20 protein-coding genes are annotated in these 16,763 nt (G+C 61.6%); 13 read left to right on the top strand and 7 right to left on the bottom strand.

Translation table 11 applies throughout. The features are described from left to right. The first annotated feature begins 109 nt into the window (after positions 1–109). From ARUE_RS17965 to ARUE_RS17945, 6 genes are all read left to right on the top strand, one after another. A complete protein-coding gene (locus ARUE_RS17965) occupies positions 110–874 on the top strand; it encodes an IclR family transcriptional regulator (RefSeq protein WP_014922754.1) in 765 nt (254 codons plus the stop codon). Between the two features lie 231 nt (positions 875–1,105). After that, positions 1,106–1,264, top strand: coding sequence for a hypothetical protein (locus tag ARUE_RS24505; RefSeq protein WP_167532113.1), 159 nt, complete (start codon positions 1,106–1,108; stop codon positions 1,262–1,264). After that, on the top strand, positions 1,261–1,524 hold the full coding sequence (locus tag ARUE_RS17960) for a hypothetical protein (protein ID WP_043470673.1): 264 nt from the start codon (positions 1,261–1,263) through the stop codon (positions 1,522–1,524). Before ARUE_RS24505 ends, ARUE_RS17960 begins: the two co-directional genes overlap by 4 nt. Before the next feature lie 403 nt (positions 1,525–1,927). Next, entirely contained in the window at positions 1,928–2,359 is a 432-nt protein-coding gene (locus tag ARUE_RS17955; RefSeq protein WP_014922753.1) for a hypothetical protein, read from the top strand. A gap of 113 nt (positions 2,360–2,472) precedes the next feature. Beyond that, entirely contained in the window at positions 2,473–3,087 is a 615-nt protein-coding gene (locus ARUE_RS17950; RefSeq protein WP_014922752.1) for an SRPBCC family protein, read from the top strand. Between the two features lie 145 nt (positions 3,088–3,232). After that, positions 3,233–4,765 carry a CYTH and CHAD domain-containing protein gene (locus tag ARUE_RS17945; protein ID WP_014922751.1) on the top strand — a complete coding sequence of 511 codons (1,533 nt, stop codon included), beginning with the start codon at positions 3,233–3,235 and terminating at the stop codon, positions 4,763–4,765. Between the two features lie 4 nt (positions 4,766–4,769). Here the strand turns inward: ARUE_RS17945 and ARUE_RS17940 are convergent, their stop codons facing one another. Together ARUE_RS17940 and ARUE_RS17935 are read right to left on the bottom strand one after the other, a co-directional pair. Then, the gene (locus tag ARUE_RS17940; protein ID WP_011776086.1) at positions 4,770–5,606 is read right to left on the bottom strand and encodes an alpha/beta fold hydrolase; all 837 of its coding nucleotides are present in this window, start codon (positions 5,604–5,606) and stop codon (positions 4,770–4,772) included. Between the two features lie 42 nt (positions 5,607–5,648). Beyond that, positions 5,649–6,065 (bottom strand): winged helix-turn-helix transcriptional regulator, encoded by a 417-nt coding sequence (locus ARUE_RS17935; RefSeq protein WP_043470671.1) that lies wholly within the window; start codon positions 6,063–6,065, stop codon positions 5,649–5,651. A gap of 126 nt (positions 6,066–6,191) precedes the next feature. Between ARUE_RS17935 and ARUE_RS17930 the strand changes: the two genes are divergently transcribed. The 3 genes from ARUE_RS17930 to ARUE_RS17920 all read left to right on the top strand — a co-directional run bounded on the left by ARUE_RS17930 (position 6,192) and on the right by ARUE_RS17920 (position 10,650). Next, positions 6,192–6,869 (top strand): FMN-dependent NADH-azoreductase, encoded by a 678-nt coding sequence (locus ARUE_RS17930; protein WP_011776084.1) that lies wholly within the window; start codon positions 6,192–6,194, stop codon positions 6,867–6,869. 83 nt (positions 6,870–6,952) lie between these two features. Next, on the top strand, positions 6,953–8,686 hold the full coding sequence (locus ARUE_RS17925; RefSeq protein WP_014922749.1) for an ABC transporter ATP-binding protein: 1,734 nt from the start codon (positions 6,953–6,955) through the stop codon (positions 8,684–8,686). Then, positions 8,683–10,650 (top strand): ABC transporter ATP-binding protein, encoded by a 1,968-nt coding sequence (locus ARUE_RS17920; protein WP_043470669.1) that lies wholly within the window; start codon positions 8,683–8,685, stop codon positions 10,648–10,650. The genes ARUE_RS17925 and ARUE_RS17920 overlap by 4 nt, the downstream gene beginning before the upstream one ends. A 118-nt stretch (positions 10,651–10,768) precedes the next feature. Here the strand turns inward: ARUE_RS17920 and ARUE_RS17915 are convergent, their stop codons facing one another. Both ARUE_RS17915 and ARUE_RS17910 read right to left on the bottom strand, forming a co-directional pair. Continuing rightward, positions 10,769–11,467 carry a hypothetical protein gene (locus tag ARUE_RS17915; protein WP_014922747.1) on the bottom strand — a complete coding sequence of 233 codons (699 nt, stop codon included), beginning with the start codon at positions 11,465–11,467 and terminating at the stop codon, positions 10,769–10,771. A 70-nt stretch (positions 11,468–11,537) separates the two neighbouring features. Next, a complete protein-coding gene (locus ARUE_RS17910) occupies positions 11,538–12,110 on the bottom strand; it encodes an MOSC domain-containing protein (protein WP_014922746.1) in 573 nt (190 codons plus the stop codon). 64 nt (positions 12,111–12,174) lie between these two features. Here ARUE_RS17910 and ARUE_RS17905 point away from each other — a divergent pair, with 64 nt between their 5' ends. From ARUE_RS17905 to ARUE_RS24190, 4 genes are all read left to right on the top strand, one after another. Beyond that, entirely contained in the window at positions 12,175–12,612 is a 438-nt protein-coding gene (locus tag ARUE_RS17905; protein WP_014922745.1) for a hypothetical protein, read from the top strand. After that, a complete protein-coding gene (locus tag ARUE_RS17900) occupies positions 12,609–12,800 on the top strand; it encodes a helix-turn-helix transcriptional regulator (RefSeq protein WP_043470667.1) in 192 nt (63 codons plus the stop codon). The genes ARUE_RS17905 and ARUE_RS17900 overlap by 4 nt, the downstream gene beginning before the upstream one ends. A gap of 54 nt (positions 12,801–12,854) precedes the next feature. Further along, positions 12,855–13,649, top strand: a complete 795-nt coding sequence (locus ARUE_RS17895) for an alpha/beta fold hydrolase (protein WP_014922744.1) — start codon at positions 12,855–12,857, stop codon at positions 13,647–13,649. Between the two features lie 114 nt (positions 13,650–13,763). After that, the gene (locus tag ARUE_RS24190; RefSeq protein ID WP_162486187.1) at positions 13,764–13,919 is read left to right on the top strand and encodes a hypothetical protein; all 156 of its coding nucleotides are present in this window, start codon (positions 13,764–13,766) and stop codon (positions 13,917–13,919) included. 155 nt (positions 13,920–14,074) lie between these two features. Here the strand turns inward: ARUE_RS24190 and ARUE_RS17890 are convergent, their stop codons facing one another. The 3 genes from ARUE_RS17890 to ARUE_RS17880 all read right to left on the bottom strand — a co-directional run bounded on the left by ARUE_RS17890 (position 14,075) and on the right by ARUE_RS17880 (position 16,634). Continuing rightward, positions 14,075–14,719: a hypothetical protein gene (locus ARUE_RS17890; protein ID WP_014922743.1), complete on the bottom strand. Its 645-nt coding sequence runs from the start codon at positions 14,717–14,719 to the stop codon at positions 14,075–14,077. Next, entirely contained in the window at positions 14,716–15,807 is a 1,092-nt protein-coding gene (locus tag ARUE_RS23455; RefSeq protein ID WP_014922742.1) for a DNA/RNA non-specific endonuclease, read from the bottom strand. The genes ARUE_RS17890 and ARUE_RS23455 overlap by 4 nt, the downstream gene beginning before the upstream one ends. Positions 15,808–16,136: 329 nt before the next feature. Continuing rightward, positions 16,137–16,634 carry an NUDIX hydrolase gene (locus ARUE_RS17880; RefSeq protein ID WP_043470666.1) on the bottom strand — a complete coding sequence of 166 codons (498 nt, stop codon included), beginning with the start codon at positions 16,632–16,634 and terminating at the stop codon, positions 16,137–16,139. Positions 16,635–16,763 lie beyond the last annotated feature (129 nt).

Raw genomic sequence — 16,763 nt, 5'->3', positions numbered from 1 at the left:
CACTTTCTCCAATCAAGCTGCATTGGTTCACTGGATGAACCGTTGGTTCATTTTGGGAAGTCGCCTGTAATGTAGGGCACGGAAAGAACTCGGTCAAGCGGGAGTGTGGATGAGTACTCAGAGCGTGGTCACGGCAATTCGGGTCCTGGAAGCGGTCTCAGACAATCAGCCGGCCGGCCTTTCCGAGCTGAGCCGTGAAGTGGATGTGCCCAAGGCGACGGTGCTGCGCATGCTCCGGACGCTTGGCGAGCTGGGGTGGGTTGCGCAGTCCGAGGCTCAGGCCGGGAAGTGGGTCCTGACCAACCACGCCTTTGCCGTTGCCAGCCGCGGAAGCAGTGGTTCGGTTATCCGCGATGCCGCCATGGGTCCACTGAACGCGCTGCAGTTGGACACCACCGAGACCGTGCACCTGGCAGTTCCGGACCGCGGCTACATGCTGATCATCGAACGCCTGGACACCCCGCATGTCCTCCGGGCGTTCCTGCCCCTGGGGTCAAGGCTCCCCATGCACGCCTCCTCCACGGGAATCGCGTACCTTTCGGCAGCCGACGACGCCTTTGTGGATGAGTATCTGGCCGGCCAGCTTGAAGCCTTGACGCCGCAGACCGTGGTGGACGCTGCCCAGCTTCGCGTGATGATCGCGGACACCCAGGCCCGCGGATATTCCATCAATGAGCAGGGGCTGAGTACGGGGATCACCTCGATCGGCGTGCCTCTGTTGGGTTCCGGCGGGGTCGCTGCAGGCTCCATCTCCATCTCCGGGCCATCGAGCAGAATTGTGCCCGCCAAGTATCAGGAATATGGCGAGGCTGCGGCAGGAACTGCCTTGGAGATCAGCCGGGCCCTTGGAGCGTTCTCGACAAAAGCGTACTAAGTTTCCTGTCGAACTCCTTCGCCGCGGGGCAGTGCACGCCTATCATGATGCTATGTACGTGCCTCTCCCGGGCATGAGTTCTGTTTGAACGCATTTCCGTGGGGGTACGTAAGCGATATGGAGGAGTAATTCTCCGATCGGTGCCCGTTGGCATGGGTGGCGCTTCAGAAATGGAGTACCAGCGGACGCCTTCCTGAATAGACAACCGTTATTGAAGGGATGCGTAGCTCAATGAATACACTCTTAATAATCGCCGGTGTTATCGCGATCATCTTGCTCCTCGTCGGCGGATTCAACCAAGCCCTCAGTTTCCTCCTGTGGGTGGGAATCATCCTGTTGGTGCTGGCCCTTATTGGCTGGGTAGTGGGTCGTGGTCGGTCGCGCGCATGACCACTGATCCGAGCGAGGTTGCCGGTTTCGCGCAAGTTCGCGATGGAACAACCACCCCGGGACATCCCATTCCCAGGGACCCCGGGGCGCCGGAATCGAGCAGCCAGGTACCAGTGGGTGATTCGTCGTCGGAAAGTCCGGAAGACGCCGTCGACGCTGGTCCCAGCGAATCAGCCAACCCGCCCGGGCCGGCCGAAGAGAAGGACGAAAAGACCGCGGACAACCGTGGTCTGACAACCGAAACAAACCCTACGGATTGATTCGGGGAGACGCGGCTGCGGCAGGGAGAAATCCCGGTCGTGGCCGCGTTTCTTTGGTCTTCAGCAGGTTTGTCAGTATGCTTACTAATAGCTGGGGATGTCAGTTCAGCGATTGGGGTAGTGATGCGGATCGGTTCTCTTATCGGGCTGTTCGTGGTGGTGTGGCTCATTATTGGGGCCGTGGCAGCGGGTCAGCGGGGTTACTTCACGGCTCCGCCCGCGCAGTGCTCGCAGTTTGCCACCATCGCCCTGAATATTGTCGCGGGGCCATTGAATTACACAGGATTGGATCCCCAGGGTGGTTGCGAAATTCCACAACCATCGTGAGTCGATGATTTTAGGGGCTGAACAGTAACGCTTTCACTCTCAAATCGCTAAGATTACTGACTAATTTCGTCAGGGCATGGACATGCCACCAGCTGCACTTATAGGTTCGAAGAGTTCCATAAACACGTTCACCGCTTTGGAAAGGACAGGTCTCATGGACAAGCAAAATGCCACACCGGAAGAGGAAGTGGGAGGCTACGGCACTCCTACGGCAGAGCAGGAAGCCGGCGGAGGGCAGGCCCAGCCCCGCGTGGAAGAAGACATCGAGGAAGCCTCCCTCGGAGAAGGCACCGGCGCGCCGAACCTCAGCCACCTGGATCCTGAGGATTCGGACAGCTCCGGCGAACCAGGCGCGGGCCGTTTCGGCGGAACCGACGAGCAGTACTTGGCCGAGCAGTCCACCCAGCCCGACGGCAACGATGATGGATTGCCGGACGGCAGCGGCAACGACCTGCCACAAGAAGAGTCTCCCAACGACGATGACGATGAAAGTTTCGACGCCGGCTAAGAGCTTTGGCTGGCGCGCTTTAGACAGGCGCGCCACTGGTTAAGCAGCCAGCTGGCTGGCGCGCCACAAGCAGTACCGCGTAAGCACCCGAGACACGATCGAAGGAGCAACCTATGGCTACGGTCAATAAGTCAATCGAAGTGAATGTACCTGTATCTGTTGCCTACAACCAGTGGACGCAGTTCGAGACCTTCCCTCAATTCATGAACGGGGTGGAGGCCGTAGAGCAGATCGATGAAACGGGCCTTCACTTCTCAACCAACGTGGGCGGCGTGAAGCGCGAATACAACGCCCAGATCATTGAGCAGGTCCCCGATTCCTTGGTCAGCTGGGCCAGCGTGGACGGTCCCCGCAACGGGGGAACGGTGAGCTTCGAGCCCCTCGACGCAGGCAGCACCCGGGTCAACGTGGAGATCGTCTGGGAGCCGGATGGCCTCGCGGAAAAGGCGGGCTCTGCCCTTGGAGTAGACAGCCTGCGTGTTGGTGCCGACTTGGACAAGTTCAAGAAGTTCATCGAAGCCCAGGGGCATGAAACAGGTGCCTGGCGTGGCACGGTGTCCGGTGGAGATGTTGATGACACGGGCGAACCCTTCGGAAACGGGGGAGTGGCGACAGCCGAGTTCCCGCCAGTCGATCCGGATCTCTCAGCGCCCGCGGCCGACGTCTCAGCGCCCGCGTCCAACGAGGGTCCTGCCGAGCCGCCGCAGCCGCGCACTCCTGGTCTCTAGTAAGGGCTCCAGCTCTGGCGCCAGGCTCCGGACTGGCTCAAACTGGTTATAGAAGTAAAAAGTAGCTCCAACGAGGGCCGGCCATCACAACGGGCCGGCCCTCGTGGCATAAGGAAAATCAACGGCAGAGGGAGTTCTGGCAGTCATGGCAACGTCCAGCAATATGGAAGTTGAGCAGAAATTCGACGCCGAAGCGTCCACGCCGCTGCCTGACCTGAAAGCGATCGACGGGGTAGGGCGCGTGGGTGAACCCGCAACCCACAGCCTGGAAGCCATCTACTTTGACACGCGTCACCTGGCCCTTGCTTCCCGGGGAATCACACTGCGACGCCGCACGGGTGGGCCGGACGCCGGCTGGCACCTGAAGCTCCCGCACAGTGCGGGAAAGCGAACGGAAATCCAAGCACCGTTGGGCAGAGCCGATACTGTCCCGGTAGAACTAATGGACCGCATCATTGCCTACACCCGGGGTCACGCAGTGGCTGCAGTTGCAACACTGACCACGGAACGTACCAGCTACTCCTTGTATGGCAACGATGGCCACCGGATGGCCGACTTCGTGGACGACTCGGTCCAAGCCCAGTCCGTAATCGGTGAACCTCGTCAGCTGGAATGGAGGGAGTGGGAGGTGGAGCTGGCACCGGACGAAACCGACGACGGTGACGATACCTTGCTGAGCACCCTGACACAGCAACTTTCCGACGCCGGAGCAAAGCCGAGCGAGCGCACCTCCAAACTGGCCACAGCACTGGGCGACTCGTGGCCCGCTTCGAAGCGAACGGACCGTGAAGAGCCCAGCGGAAACGGTCCAGCCGTGATCCCGGTGCTCAATTATCTGGACGAACAAGTTGCCGATCTGCTCCTTCAGGACTCCCACGTCCGCCTTGCCCGGGACGACTCAGTCCACCAAATGCGCTCCCAAATCCGCCGCATCCGTGCAGTGCTGCATGGTTACAGCGCGCTGTTCGAGCAGGCACCGGTGAAGGACTTGGAGGGGGAGCTGAAATCGCTTGCAAAGACCCTTGGCCGGTATCGCGATGTGGAAGTCTTGCACGAACGCTTGAAGAACAGCCTTGATGAATTGCCGGGGAAGCTCGTCCTGGGTCAGCTCCACAATGAACTGGAAGAGCGCATGGCTCTGAGGGCCGAAACTGCGATGTCCGCCATCAGGAACCGGCTGAACAGCCCCCGCTATTTCACATTACTGGACGATCTGGAAGCTTTCATCGACGTTCCACCCTCTACGTCCAAGGGTTCCGGGCCGGCCAAGGAGACCACGGCAAAGCTCGTTAACAAAGCCGGCAAAAGGCTCCGCAAACGGCACGACGAAGCGGTGAGTGCCGCCGTCGGGCCTCAACGCGATAAGGCGTTCCATGAAGTCCGGAAGGCCGCCAAGAAGCTGCGCTTCGCCGCGGCGGCGGTGGAGAGCATTCACGGCAAGCGTGCCGTGAAGCTGGGGAGTGCGGCGCATAGGGTTCAGTCGATCCTTGGCGACCACCAGGACAGCGTGATGGCGCGGGCGGAGCTGCTGAAGCTCGGATCGGCGCCGGACGTCGGCAGCGGTGCTTTCACATATGGCGTGCTCCACGCGATGGAACGCACCACCGCCGGCGCGCAGCAGCAGGAGTACCTGAAGAAAGGCAAGAAGGCGCGGAAGCTACGCCTCAAAAACTCCTAGGGCTTTACTTCTTGAGGAACGCCAGCAGGGCGTCGTTGATTTCGGCCCCGTGCGTCCAGAGCAGCCCGTGCGGTGCGCCCTCGATTTCCAGGTACTCGGCGCTAGGCAGGGCGTCCTTGAATCGTCGGCCCGTGACGTCGATCGGCAGGATGTTGTCCGCCGTGCCGTGGACGATCAAGGCCGGGACATCGATCTTGGGGATGTCTGCGCGGAAGTCCGTGAGCCAGGTGGGCTGGGCGGCCACTGATGCGAAGGCCCCCGACTTGCTGGCGATGTTCCAGCTTGCATCCACGGATTCCTGGCTGAGGCGTGCTGTGCCAAGGAAGGTATCGCTGTTGTAGAAGTTCTTGAAGAAATCGGTGAAGAAGGCATAGCGGTCTGCTGTGACGGCGGCCGAAAGGCCATCGAAGACCTCCTGGGGAACACCGTCCGGGTTGTCATCGGTCTTCAGGAGGAACGGCTCCAGCGAACCAAGGAACACAGCCTTGGCAACGCGGGCCGAGCCATACGTGCTGATGTAGCGCGCAACCTCGCCGGTACCCATGGAGAAGCCCACCAACACGGCGTCGTTCAGGTCCAGGGTATCCAGTACGGTCTTCAGGTCAGCGGCGAAGGTGTCGTAGTCGTAGCCTTCAGTCGGTTGGCTGGACTTGCCGAACCCGCGGCGGTCGTACGTGACGACGCGGTAGCCGGCGTCGAGCAGTGCTGCAGTCTGCTTCTCCCAGGAGGAACCGTCCAACGGATAGCCGTGGATCAGGACCACTGCCTGGCCGGTCCCATGGTCTTCGTAGTAAAGCTCAATCTCAGTGCTGTTTTCGTTTCCGACGGTGATGTAAGCCAAACTCAAGTCCCTTCGATGCGGTTCAACACGAACGTTTCCAGCCTACTGTCCGGGGGTGACGCTGGCGCGGTCCCTGTCCTGGTGTTGGCGGGACGCAGCCACGGCATCCATGTTGTCCTCAGCCCACTCCTTCATGTCGAAAATGATCGGGAGCAGGGACCGGCCAAGGGGTGTGAGCTCATAGTCCGTCCGCACCGGAACAGATGCAGTGACTTCACGGTGAATCAGTCCGTCCCGCTCCAGCGAGCGGAGCGTGGAAGTCAGCATTTTCTGACTGGCTCCCGGAATGCGCCGGCGCAGTCCACTGTGCCGCTGCGGCCCTTCCTCCAAGGCGAGCATCACCAACGTCACCCATTTGCTGCTGATGGCTTCCAGCAGTTGGCGTGCAGGGCAGAGCTCCAAGGAGGCGTTGTAGTGGTGCTGTGCTCTGCGCCGTGTCTGATCAGCTGTGAGTGTCATGCTCCTCATCATTGCAGGTACTTTGAGGTGCCTTGGGCACAATAAAGTGCGTTCTTACGCTGTACGACGTACCCGGGTGAGGATCGAATCGGGGGTAAAAGCTTCCCCCGATTCGAAAGGAACACCATGCCCTCCATCCTCCACATCAACGCTTCGCCCCGTTACGCGAACAGCGATTCTCTGCGGCTCGCCCGCCACTTCATCGACTCCGTTCAGGCTGCTGCCTCGGAGACCTTCGAGGTGGAGACGGTGAACCTGTTCGACGACGGCGCGTTGCCGGCTTTCGGCCGGACCGCGGCCGCGGCGAAAATGGCTGTCTTCACAGGTCAGGACCAGACACCGGAACAGGTTGCGGCCTGGGAAGCCGCCCGCGCAGTCTTTGACCAATTCGCAGCCGCAGACGCTTATGTCTTCAACATTCCCATGTGGAACTCGGGCGTGCCCTACGTGCTGAAGCAGTGGATCGACATCATCACCCAGCCCGGCTGGAGCTTCGGGTTCGACCCCGAAAGGGGCTATAGCGGACTCATGGAAGGCAAGCAGACCGTCGCCATCCACACGAGCGGTGTTTATGCCCCGGGGGTTCCGGCAGCTTTCGGCTCCGACTTCAGCAGCAGCTACGTTGCTGACTGGTTGAACTTTGTGGGCATCGAGGACGCTACGCACGTCCGCTTCGCCCCGACAGTGCTCAACGCGGACGTCGAAGGCACTCGCATTCTTGCCGAGAATGAACTCAGCGACGCCGCACTGCTGTTCGCGGGGAAGCTCCAGGCTGTGGGGCGGTTGCAGTTCGCCACAGACTAAATCAGCGAGAACTCCCTCTAGTTGCCCGCAGCAACCAGACGTAAACTGGCCTTCGGTTTACATCGCTCGGGCTCGGAGACCCCATGCTGTGGAAGGTTCTTGTTCGGTTCCTGCGGCCGCATCAGCGGCTGCTGATCGCCGTCGTCATCTTTCAGTTGGCGCAGTCCATCGCGTCCCTGTACCTGCCGACGCTGAACGCGGACATCATCGACAACGGCGTCGCCACCGGTGATACCGACTACATCCTGCGCATGGGCGGACTCATGCTGCTCATTACCTTGCTGCAGATCGCCTGTGCCGTGGTTGCCGTGTATTTCGGTGCGAAGGCGGCCATGGGGATGGGCCGTGACCTCCGGGATGCCATCTTCAGCAGGGTGGGGGAGTTCTCGGAGCAGGAGGTCACCAGGTTCGGGGCGCCGTCCTTGATCACCCGATCCACCAACGACGTCCAGCAGGTACAGCAACTGGTGCTCATGTCCTGCACGCTCATGGTCGCGGCGCCCATGCTGAGCATCGGCGGCGTGATCATGGCGGTGCGGCAGGACTCGCAGTTATCGTGGCTGATCGCAGTGTGCGTGCCGGTGTTGCTTGTGGCTGTCGGGCTGATCGTCACGCGGATGGTGCCGCTGTTCCGGAAGATGCAGGTCCGGATCGACGCCGTCAACAGGGTCCTCCGCGAGCAGCTCACCGGCATCCGGGTGGTGCGGGCCTTCGTCCGGGAGGATATGGAAGCCACACGGTTCGGCAAAGCGAACGGCGACGTCACTGACGTTGCGCTCCGGGCCGGCCGTTTGATGGCGCTCATGTTCCCTGCGGTCATGCTGGTCATGAATGTTTCCAGCGTGGCGGTGATCTGGTTCGGGTCCTTCAGGATCGAGGACGGCTCCATGCAGGTGGGCACGTTGATCGCGTTCCTGAGCTACCTGATGCAGATCCTCATGTCCGTCATGATGGCAACGTTCATGGCCGTGATGATCCCGCGCGCGTCCGTTTCCGCCGACCGCATCGGCGAGGTGCTGGAAACAGACTCAAGTGTCCAGCCGCCGTCGAACCCTGTCACGGGCGGCATCCGCCGCGGCGAACTGGAAATGCGCGACGTCGGATTCGCCTACCCGGGTGCCGAACAGCCGGTGCTGAGCGGGCTTTCGTTCACCGCCCGGGCGGGCGAGACCACCGCGATCATCGGCAGCACCGGCGCGGGCAAGACCACTTTGGTGAACCTCATGCCGCGGCTGTTCGACGCCACCTCCGGATCCGTACGAATGGACGGCGTGGACGTCCGAGAGCTGCACCCGGACCTGCTGTGGGGGCACATCGGGCTGGTGCCGCAACGGCCCTACCTGTTCTCCGGGACGGTCCGCAGCAACCTTCACTACGGCAAACCCGACGCCACTGAGGATGAATTGTGGCAGGCGCTCGCTGTGGCCCAGGCCCGGGACTTTGTTGAGGAAATGGACGGCGGCCTGGACGCCGTCATTTCGCAGGGCGGCACCAACGTGTCCGGCGGCCAGCGGCAACGGCTCGCGATCGCCCGTGCCCTGGTGAAGCAGCCTGAGCTCTACATCTTTGACGACTCCTTCTCATCCTTGGACACCGCCACTGATGCCCGGCTCCGGCAGGCCCTCAAACGCCACATCAACGGAGCCACGCTGGTGATCGTGGCGCAGCGGGTCTCCAGCATTGCGGATGCTGACCAGATCTTGGTGCTCGACGACGGCAGGATCGTTGGGCGCGGAACGCACGACGAGTTGCTGGAGACTTCCGAAACGTACAGGGAAATCGTGTCCTCCCAACTCGCGGCGGAGGAGGCGGCATGAGTTCTGTGTCAGCTGGCCCCCGCGGTCCCCAGCGGCCGGCCATGGGGCCGGGCAGGGGTGGTCCTTTCGCCGGTATGAACATCCCGGCCGAGAAGGCCTCGAACTTCAGTGCCTCCGCCCGCCGTTTGTTGGGAACGCTGCGGCCTGAACGATTCTGGCTGATCCTGGTGCTGGTTTTCGCTGTGGTCAGTGTTGCTTTGTCCGTGATCGGACCCCGGCTGCTGGGTGAAGGCACCAACCTGATCTTCGCCGGAGTCGTCTCCAAACAGCTCCCCGCTGGTGCCTCCAAAGCCGACGTGATCGCAGGGCTGCGCGCCTCAGGTGAGGACAGCAAAGCCGACATGCTGAGCGCCATGACCCTCAAGCCCGGCGTCGGAATCGACTTTGGTGCGTTGGCCTCGGTGCTGCTGTGGGCATTGGCACTGTATGTCCTGGCCTCAGCGTTCGGCTGGATGCAGGCGTACGTGCTCAACGGCGTCGTTCAACGGACCGTGTACCGCCTCCGTGAGCGGATAGAAGCGAAAATCCACCGGCTGCCCCTGCGCTATTTCGACTCCATCCAGCGCGGCGAGCTGCTGAGCAGGGTGACCAACGATGTAGACAACATCTCCCAAAGCCTGCAGCAATCCATCAGCCAAGTGGTCTCGTCCCTGCTGACCGTGGTGGGTGTGTTGGTGATGATGTTCCTGCTCTCGCCGCTGCTGGCACTGATTGCCTTGGTAACTATTCCGTTGACGCTGGGGACCACGCTGCTGATCGCAAAACGCTCGCAGAAGCTGTTCGTGGCGCAGTGGAAGAACACCGGCGAACTCAACGGCCAGATCGAGGAAACCTACACCGGGCATGCGTTGGTGAAGGTCTTCGGACGGCAGAACGAGGTGCAGGAGAAATTCCGTCTCAAGAACTCGGAGCTGTATCAAGCGAGCTTCGGGGCGCAGTTCGTGAGCGGTCTGATCATGCCGGCCATGACGTTCATCGGGAACCTGGTCTATGTGGGGATCGCCGTGGTGGGCGGTCTGCAGGTGGCCTCCGGTTCCATGCAGTTGGGCGATGTTCAGGCTTTCATCCAGTACTCGCGGCAGTTCACCATGCCCCTAGCACAGCTCGGCTCCATGGCGAACATGCTGCAGTCCGGGGTGGCCTCGGCCGAGCGTGTGTTCGACCTGTTGGATGAGGAGGAAGAGTCGGAGGAGCCTGAGCCTTCCGGTGCTGGTCCTTCGCGCGGGCGGCTCGTGTTCGAGAACGTGTCCTTCCGGTACTCCCCGGACAAGCCGCTGATCACAGACCTCAGTTTGGTTGCCGAGCCGGGTCAGAGCATCGCGATTGTTGGGCCGACAGGAGCGGGAAAAACCACGTTGGTGAACCTCATGATGCGTTTCTACGAGCTGGACTCCGGGCGCATAACCCTGGACGGCGTGGATATCGCGTCCCTCTCGCGGCAGGAGCTGCGCTCGCGGATGGGGATGGTCCTCCAAGACACCTGGCTGTTCGGCGGGACGATCCGCGACAACATTGCCTATGGACGGCCAACCGCTTCCGAAGCGGAAATCATGGAAGCCGCGCAGGCGACGTATGTGGACAGGTTTGTTCGGTCCTTGCCCGAGGGATACGACACCTTGCTCGACGACGAAGGCGGAAACGTCTCAGCCGGGGAGAAGCAACTGCTCACCATTGCCAGGGCCTTCCTGTCCCGCCCATCGGTGCTGATCCTGGACGAGGCCACAAGCTCGGTGGATACCCGGACTGAGGTGTTGGTGCAGAAAGCCATGAACGCGTTGAGGTCTGACCGGACGAGCTTCGTGATCGCCCACCGCCTCTCAACCATTCGGGACGCCCACCTCATCCTGGTGATGGAAGCCGGGCAGATCGTGGAGCAGGGGACGCACTCGGAGTTGCTGGCCTCGGGTGGGGCGTACTCCCGGCTGTACGAGGCGCAGTTCGCGGCGCCGGTATCCGAGGTGTGAGGCGCGGTCCGCGGCGTACGCTTCTGGCCCATCTTTCGACGCCGGCGGGTCGGTCTGCGACTGCCGTGGGTTGATTTTGAGGTACTGATGGCTCAAAGAAGGGCTGGAAGCCACGCGTCTAATCCCGTCGGCGGGCCAACGCGTAGGAAGGTTCGCGCAGTCGCCTCGTCCAGCCGTACGTTCCTGCTGTTGGAAGCGGATTGAGGACCGGATCAAATCGTTCGGCGGTGTCTTCTGCATGGTCGGCAAGGCTGAGGGCTAGAGTGCCGAACCTGTTCCATGGACCCAGTGGGCTGCCGTGATGGAGTTCAAGGATCCACGTCTCATCACCCAGAAGTGACCGGAAAGCACTCGGTTCCACGGGCAGCTTGGCGGGGCCGCCGATGGTCCTCGCTGCTATCAGAACGGGGCCTGTATCTGACCTGTAGGGCATCATGCTGGAGAAAACCGCCGACGCTGCATCCCGCCTCAGCCGGAGGATGAACCGGCCAAGACCTATCGGCCCGGTGGTGGCGAGGAGCGTGTCGGACAGTTTGTCCTGCTCAGTGAAGCGCACGGCCAAACCGATGATGTCCGGATAGGCGTCCGGCAGCCCGATGGAGCGCGAGAGCCGTGCGTCCACCACGTTGCTCCCCGCAGTGTCCATCCAAGGGATTCCCGACGGCTCCCGCGGACCGGCGTCCCTTTCCAAGGTTCCCACCAGCCGGATGCCCTTTGGGTGGATCGGCCTATGCGGACGCACAACTTTTATGGCCCGGAAGAGCGCAGCGAACGCGGATCCGGCCAAGGCTTGTACTTTGCTGCTGACGGTATCCACCTGATCACCCTATGCGGGGAGGCCATCGAATGACAGGGTGCTGACCTTCGCGGACGCGGGGTGGAGGTCCTTATGGCAACCTCGATGGCCTCAGCACGTTCGCGTCCCCGGCCTTAGTCGGGTCGAGCGGCACGGGGCTGACCAGTACTGCGGGGCCTCGGTGCAGCAAGCCGCCCGCGATCACCTGGCACCGGACACCACCACGCCCGCGCATGGCCTTGTGAGCGCCGGGGGCGAGCATTTCATCCATCCAGGCGCAGGGGTGGGCAGGTCGCCCGGCCTTAAGCCGACCCGTGTCTCCGCCGGACTCAAGCGTGAACTCATGGCCAAGCAACGGGGCCAACTCAACTCCTCGCAGCACCACGTTTCTACGGGTGAGGAGGGGATCAAACGGTCCGGCTCCGAGCTCAGCTGCGATGGACTCAAGAGCCTCCACCGCGAACAACGTCACGGCAGCGTCCATGTGTGCGGCTTTGCCGAAGAACCTGTCGCCAACAATGCCTTTGCCCGCAACCAGTTCCGCGTGCTCGGCGTCCGTGGTGAGGACGTCTGCAGCTCCCTCGCGGGCACGGCCGAAGTAGGCGTGGGCCGGCGACACCAAAAGGTGCAGCACCTCGACGTCGTACCTGTAGTCAGCGGTCATCCCTCAACGCTAGCCCCGATGCGCAACCATTGCCTCTACATGTAAAGGGTGCTTTACTTTCAAGATGAGTAAAGCTTCCTTTACATCCAGGCGGGCGCCGTTCCATCACTACGTCTTGGCGATCATCCTCGGCGCCATCCTCACAATCGCCATCTCTGTCCTGGTGGGTGCATCAAATCCGGATGACTTCTGGCTCGCTGCGGGGATTGGAGCCCTTTGTGCCGCCTACCCGGCTATGTCACTGGGAGCCAAGGTCTTCGTGTCGAACCACACGGTCACGCGTGATATGCATGGCGAGCAGAGTGTTGAGTTGCAGTGGATGCGCCAAGCCGCAGCGGGTGCGTTCCTGGATATTCTGGTCGCCGTGCTGGTTGCTGTCCTGGTGCTGGTCATCGGACGCATCACCGTGGATGCGGCGCCGGTCCTCCTGGCTGTCGTTGGCTTGAGCGCGGTGGACGCCGGGGTGCGTTACCTCGTAATCCGCCACCGGGCTCTGAAGTGAAGAACAACCTCGCCGAGCGCCGGGCCGGACGCAACTGGACGCAGGCTGACTTGGCTGCCGCGCTCGGAGTTTCCCGGCAGACGGTGATTTCCATCGAACGTGAGAAGTTCGATCCCTCGCTGCCGTTGGCGTTCCTCATTGCGCGCACCTTCGACTGCGCCATAGAGGACATTTTCACTGCTGATTGACACACTGTGTCCTGCGCCGCAGCGCTTTGAGGGCGGCCCGGATACTGTGGCACGGTGAACTTTGCGGAGGCCGCCGACGGCGCTGAACTCGCCTGGACGTCTGAAGGCGAGGGCGAACCAATGCTCCTGATCGCCGGACAGGCCACGTCCATGGACGGTTGGGGCCCGACGGCGGAACTTCTGTGCCGCTCTTACCGCGTCATCCGCTTCGACCACCGGGGGATTGGTCGGAGCGGGAAGGGTGACGCCGAGCGCTACACGACGCGGCTTCTCGCCCAAGATGCTGTTGCTGTCCTTGACGCCGCGGGTGTGGATTTAGCACACGTGTACGGTCATTCGATGGGAGGGCGGATTGCCCAATGGCTGGCCATCGATCATCCGCAAAAAGTCCGCACTCTGGTTCTTGCCGCAACGAGCGGTGGAAAGTGGCCCGACGCCGGAACCCTTCCGGATAAGGCGGCCCTGGAAGCCTTGACCAGTGGAGATATGTCCCGTCTGGAGCCGCTCTTCTTCGATGCGGAGTGGGTCATGAACAATCCCGCAGCGACGCATACGTTCTTCAACTCCCATGCTTCGGCTTGGGCCAAAGCGCGCCATTTCACGGCCAGTCGCGAGCACGATGCTTGGAGTCGGCTCAGCGAAATCCAAGCACCCACGCTCATACTCCATGGAACTGAGGACGCGCTCACGCCCTTGCCCAATGCCCTGCTTCTTCGCGAGCACATCCCACGCTCCGTCCTGGTGAGGGTTCCCGGTGCAGGGCACGGCCTTCACTTGGACCACCCGGAGACGGTCGAGTGGATCCGGCAGTTCATCGCGAGGAAGAACGCTAGGGGATTGCGTCCGTGAGTCCTGCATTCGAAAGGTGGCTGTCGGATCGGGCATCAGGTTCGAAGACTCGCGTGTCACTGGAGTCTCCAAATCGAAGCCGTCCGTAACTTCGGCGCTGTCCGGCAGCCCAGATTGTCCGGTTCCGACGCGGTGGAGGGCCTTGCCCATCAGCTCTCTTTCGAGTTGGTAGAAGGCCAGAGTGTTGGCGCCTTCGCCTGGCCCTGCGAAGAGGGACGCGATGAGGTGGCCGCCGTCGTATCCGAATCCGCCGACACCGCGGCCGTCTAGTATTTCTTGTAACGCGCTGCGGTTAATGTCGCCTTTGAGCAGTCCAGCGGACTATGGAGCCCGACGACGGCGGACGCAGCTCCGCTTCCTTGCAAAGCTTGGATCGCGGCTGCTCCAGGTGCGGTGGTACTGCAGGTCGTTCGGCGTGTTCCTTCTTACCCGCCGAAGAGCTTTCGGCCGATCTTTGCGAAGACACCCGGTTCCTTGGATGGGTCAATGATCTCCGGTTCGACGGAGAAGTCGGTGCCGTTTTCGGTGACGGGAAGGCGTTTGTTGGCCCACTCGACCGTTTTCAATTGAGGGTTGTAGACGGGCGGTGTGACGCCTTCGGCGCGGAACACCGTCCACATCCACTGGGGTATGTTGTCCAGGGTTCGCGGGAACGCCTTCAGGTCCTGGAACAGAGTCAGCGCGTCCGCCGGACGATCCGGGATGGTTGTTTCCTGGGCGGGTCTGAGGACCTCAGCGTCGAAGGTTTCGAGTTTGCCCTCGGAGTCGGGGTAGAGGTAGGCCTTGCAGCTCGTCCATGTTCCAACGCCCGGGACATACGAGCTACGACGGATATCTTTGAGCCAGTAGTCCATGGATTCGACCGAGAAATCTTGGAAACTATGGATGAACCCCCATACACCGTTCTGGAGGATATCCTCTGTTCGTCGACTCCAGGCTTGGTGAATGATGGTATGGCTGATGATTGCTTCTGCTCCGAACCCCAGACCACCTTGGGCGAAGGCCTCAGTCCGCAGCCTTTGGAGGCCGTTATCCACTTCGACCCCAGAAATCCGCGTTCCTGTCATCATTCGAATGCCTCCTCAGAAAGTGCAAGGTTGGAGAAATATTCTGAACTTTTCTCTCCGGAGTCGAACCAGTGAGTGACTTTCAATTCTTCCGGCAGCCCGGGTTTTGGTCTTGGGACGGCTTCTACCTTTAGGTGTAAGTCTAGGGGTTGTCCTGTGTCGACGCGGTGGAGGGCCTTGGTCATGAGGTCTCTTTCGAGTTGGAAGAACGCCAGGGTGTTGGCGGATACGTTGGGGGTTCCGTGGCCTCTGTTTTGGAACATGAGTTGTGCCAGGAGGTTGGCGCCTTCGCCTGGTCCTGCGAAGAGGGACGCGATGAGGTGGCCGCCGTCGTATCCGAATCCGCCGACACGGCGGCCGGCGAGTATTTGCTGCCACGCGCTGCGGTTGATGTCGCCTTTGAGTAGTCCGGTGATGTGTGCTTCGACGCTCTTGGGCTTGGCGAAGTCATCGGTGATGATCGTGAAGTGGTTCTCCAGGCCGCCGTCAGTTTTCGCGACCACGTTGTAGGTGACGTTGGGCATCCGCTTGCCGTTCAGGGTCGCCCTCGGGATGGCAGGGGCACTGTAACGTTGCCCGCCGGTGAGGCCGCTTAGTTCCGTGGCGCAGGTGGCGTCGGAGTCGAGGATCGCTTGGGCCAGGGCGCTGGCCTTGTCCATGGTCTCGCGGTGCCGGTCCACGATGGTCCGTTGTGCGTGCCAGTCATCGTTGCCGCCGATGACCTCGTCCAGGGCCCGGACGTCGGCCCGGAGGGTGTTGATGCGTTGTTTCAGTTCCCTGGCACGGTCCGCGTACGCGGCCAGGACCGAGGCGGCGTTACTGGTCAGGTTGGCCAGATCCTGGGAGCGGGCGAACACGGGATTGAACCCGGCCAGGACCTGCCCGGCTTCGGGGGCCTCGTACGCCCCGGAAAGACCTGCCCAGGTCCTGGCGGCGTCGTTGACCCCGGAATAGACGTCGTTCCCGGAGACTGCCAGCGCCCGCGCGTGGGTCTCGAGGGCGTCGGGGTCCGGCAGCGGCGGGAGCCCATCAACACTGATCCCGGACGCGCCCGGACCGGCAGCACAGACATCTGCGAAATCCGCGCTCATGGGACGGCGTATGTGGTTAGGTCCACGGACGTTCGGGCGGACCGGTCAATGGCAGCCATGGATTCTCCCCAATCGAAGTGCTCGGTCGGGCCAAACGATAACCACGGAAAACGGGCTCTAGGTGCTCCAAAAGCCCACCCCTAGTCCAATTCGCGCCAAATTAGGTGGTGAAAACACCAACCCCTAGTCCTGAATGGAACTGTCTAGGTGTTGAACGGGGCGGGTTGAAATGAGCACAAAAATTAGCCATGGACGGGGGCACATAGTGGCAGCCGACGACGACGGGTGGCCGATTCTTGAAGGAGCCCGCGGCCGAGGTGGGCGTCGCTTCAGTCCTGCGTGCCGTCGTCGTTGTCCATCTCACCAAGGTGCCGGACCAGTGCGTCCACAATGGGCAGCTGCCCTTTGACGAGCTTGGTCCGGGCCACGGTTTCCTCAACCCATCGGGCGTCGTCGATCTCAGGGAAGTCCTTAACGGCACCGGAGCCCTTGGGCCATTCCATGGGAAAGGTGTTGCTGACAATTTGCTGGGGTTGGAAGTCGCTGGCTTCGGCTGCGAACGCAGTGATGAGTTTGCCGGAGGGCTGCCGGAAAACACCTAATAATTCGTAACTGGCCGTCGGCGGTGGGGTGCCGATTTCTTCGGTAAATTCCCGTTTCGCAGCCGCCAAAGCGTCCTCGTCTTCGGGGAATTCTCCCTTGGGAATTGACCAGGCGTGGTCATCTTTGCGGGCCCAGAAGGGTCCGCCCATGTGGGCTATCCATAGCTCCAATTTCCCGGCCGTGTTTCGTCGGTGAAGGAGGATGCCGGCGCTGCGAATGCTGATGTGCCCTCCCGGGTTTTGGTGATGCCCGCAAAATTCTCGGTCACGTCAAGGCTACTCGTGGAGTGGGTGCCGTTATCCAATTGATGTCGCATAAATGATTCTGCTTGGTCGTTTTGCTTCCGACAGGGC

Origin of the sequence: Arthrobacter sp. Rue61a (assembly GCF_000294695.2) — a bacterium.
Taxonomy (GTDB): Bacteria; Actinomycetota; Actinomycetes; order Actinomycetales; family Micrococcaceae; genus Arthrobacter; species Arthrobacter aurescens_A.
Note: the sequence above shows the minus strand (reverse complement) of the source record. Positions and strands in the feature narration are given on the sequence as shown.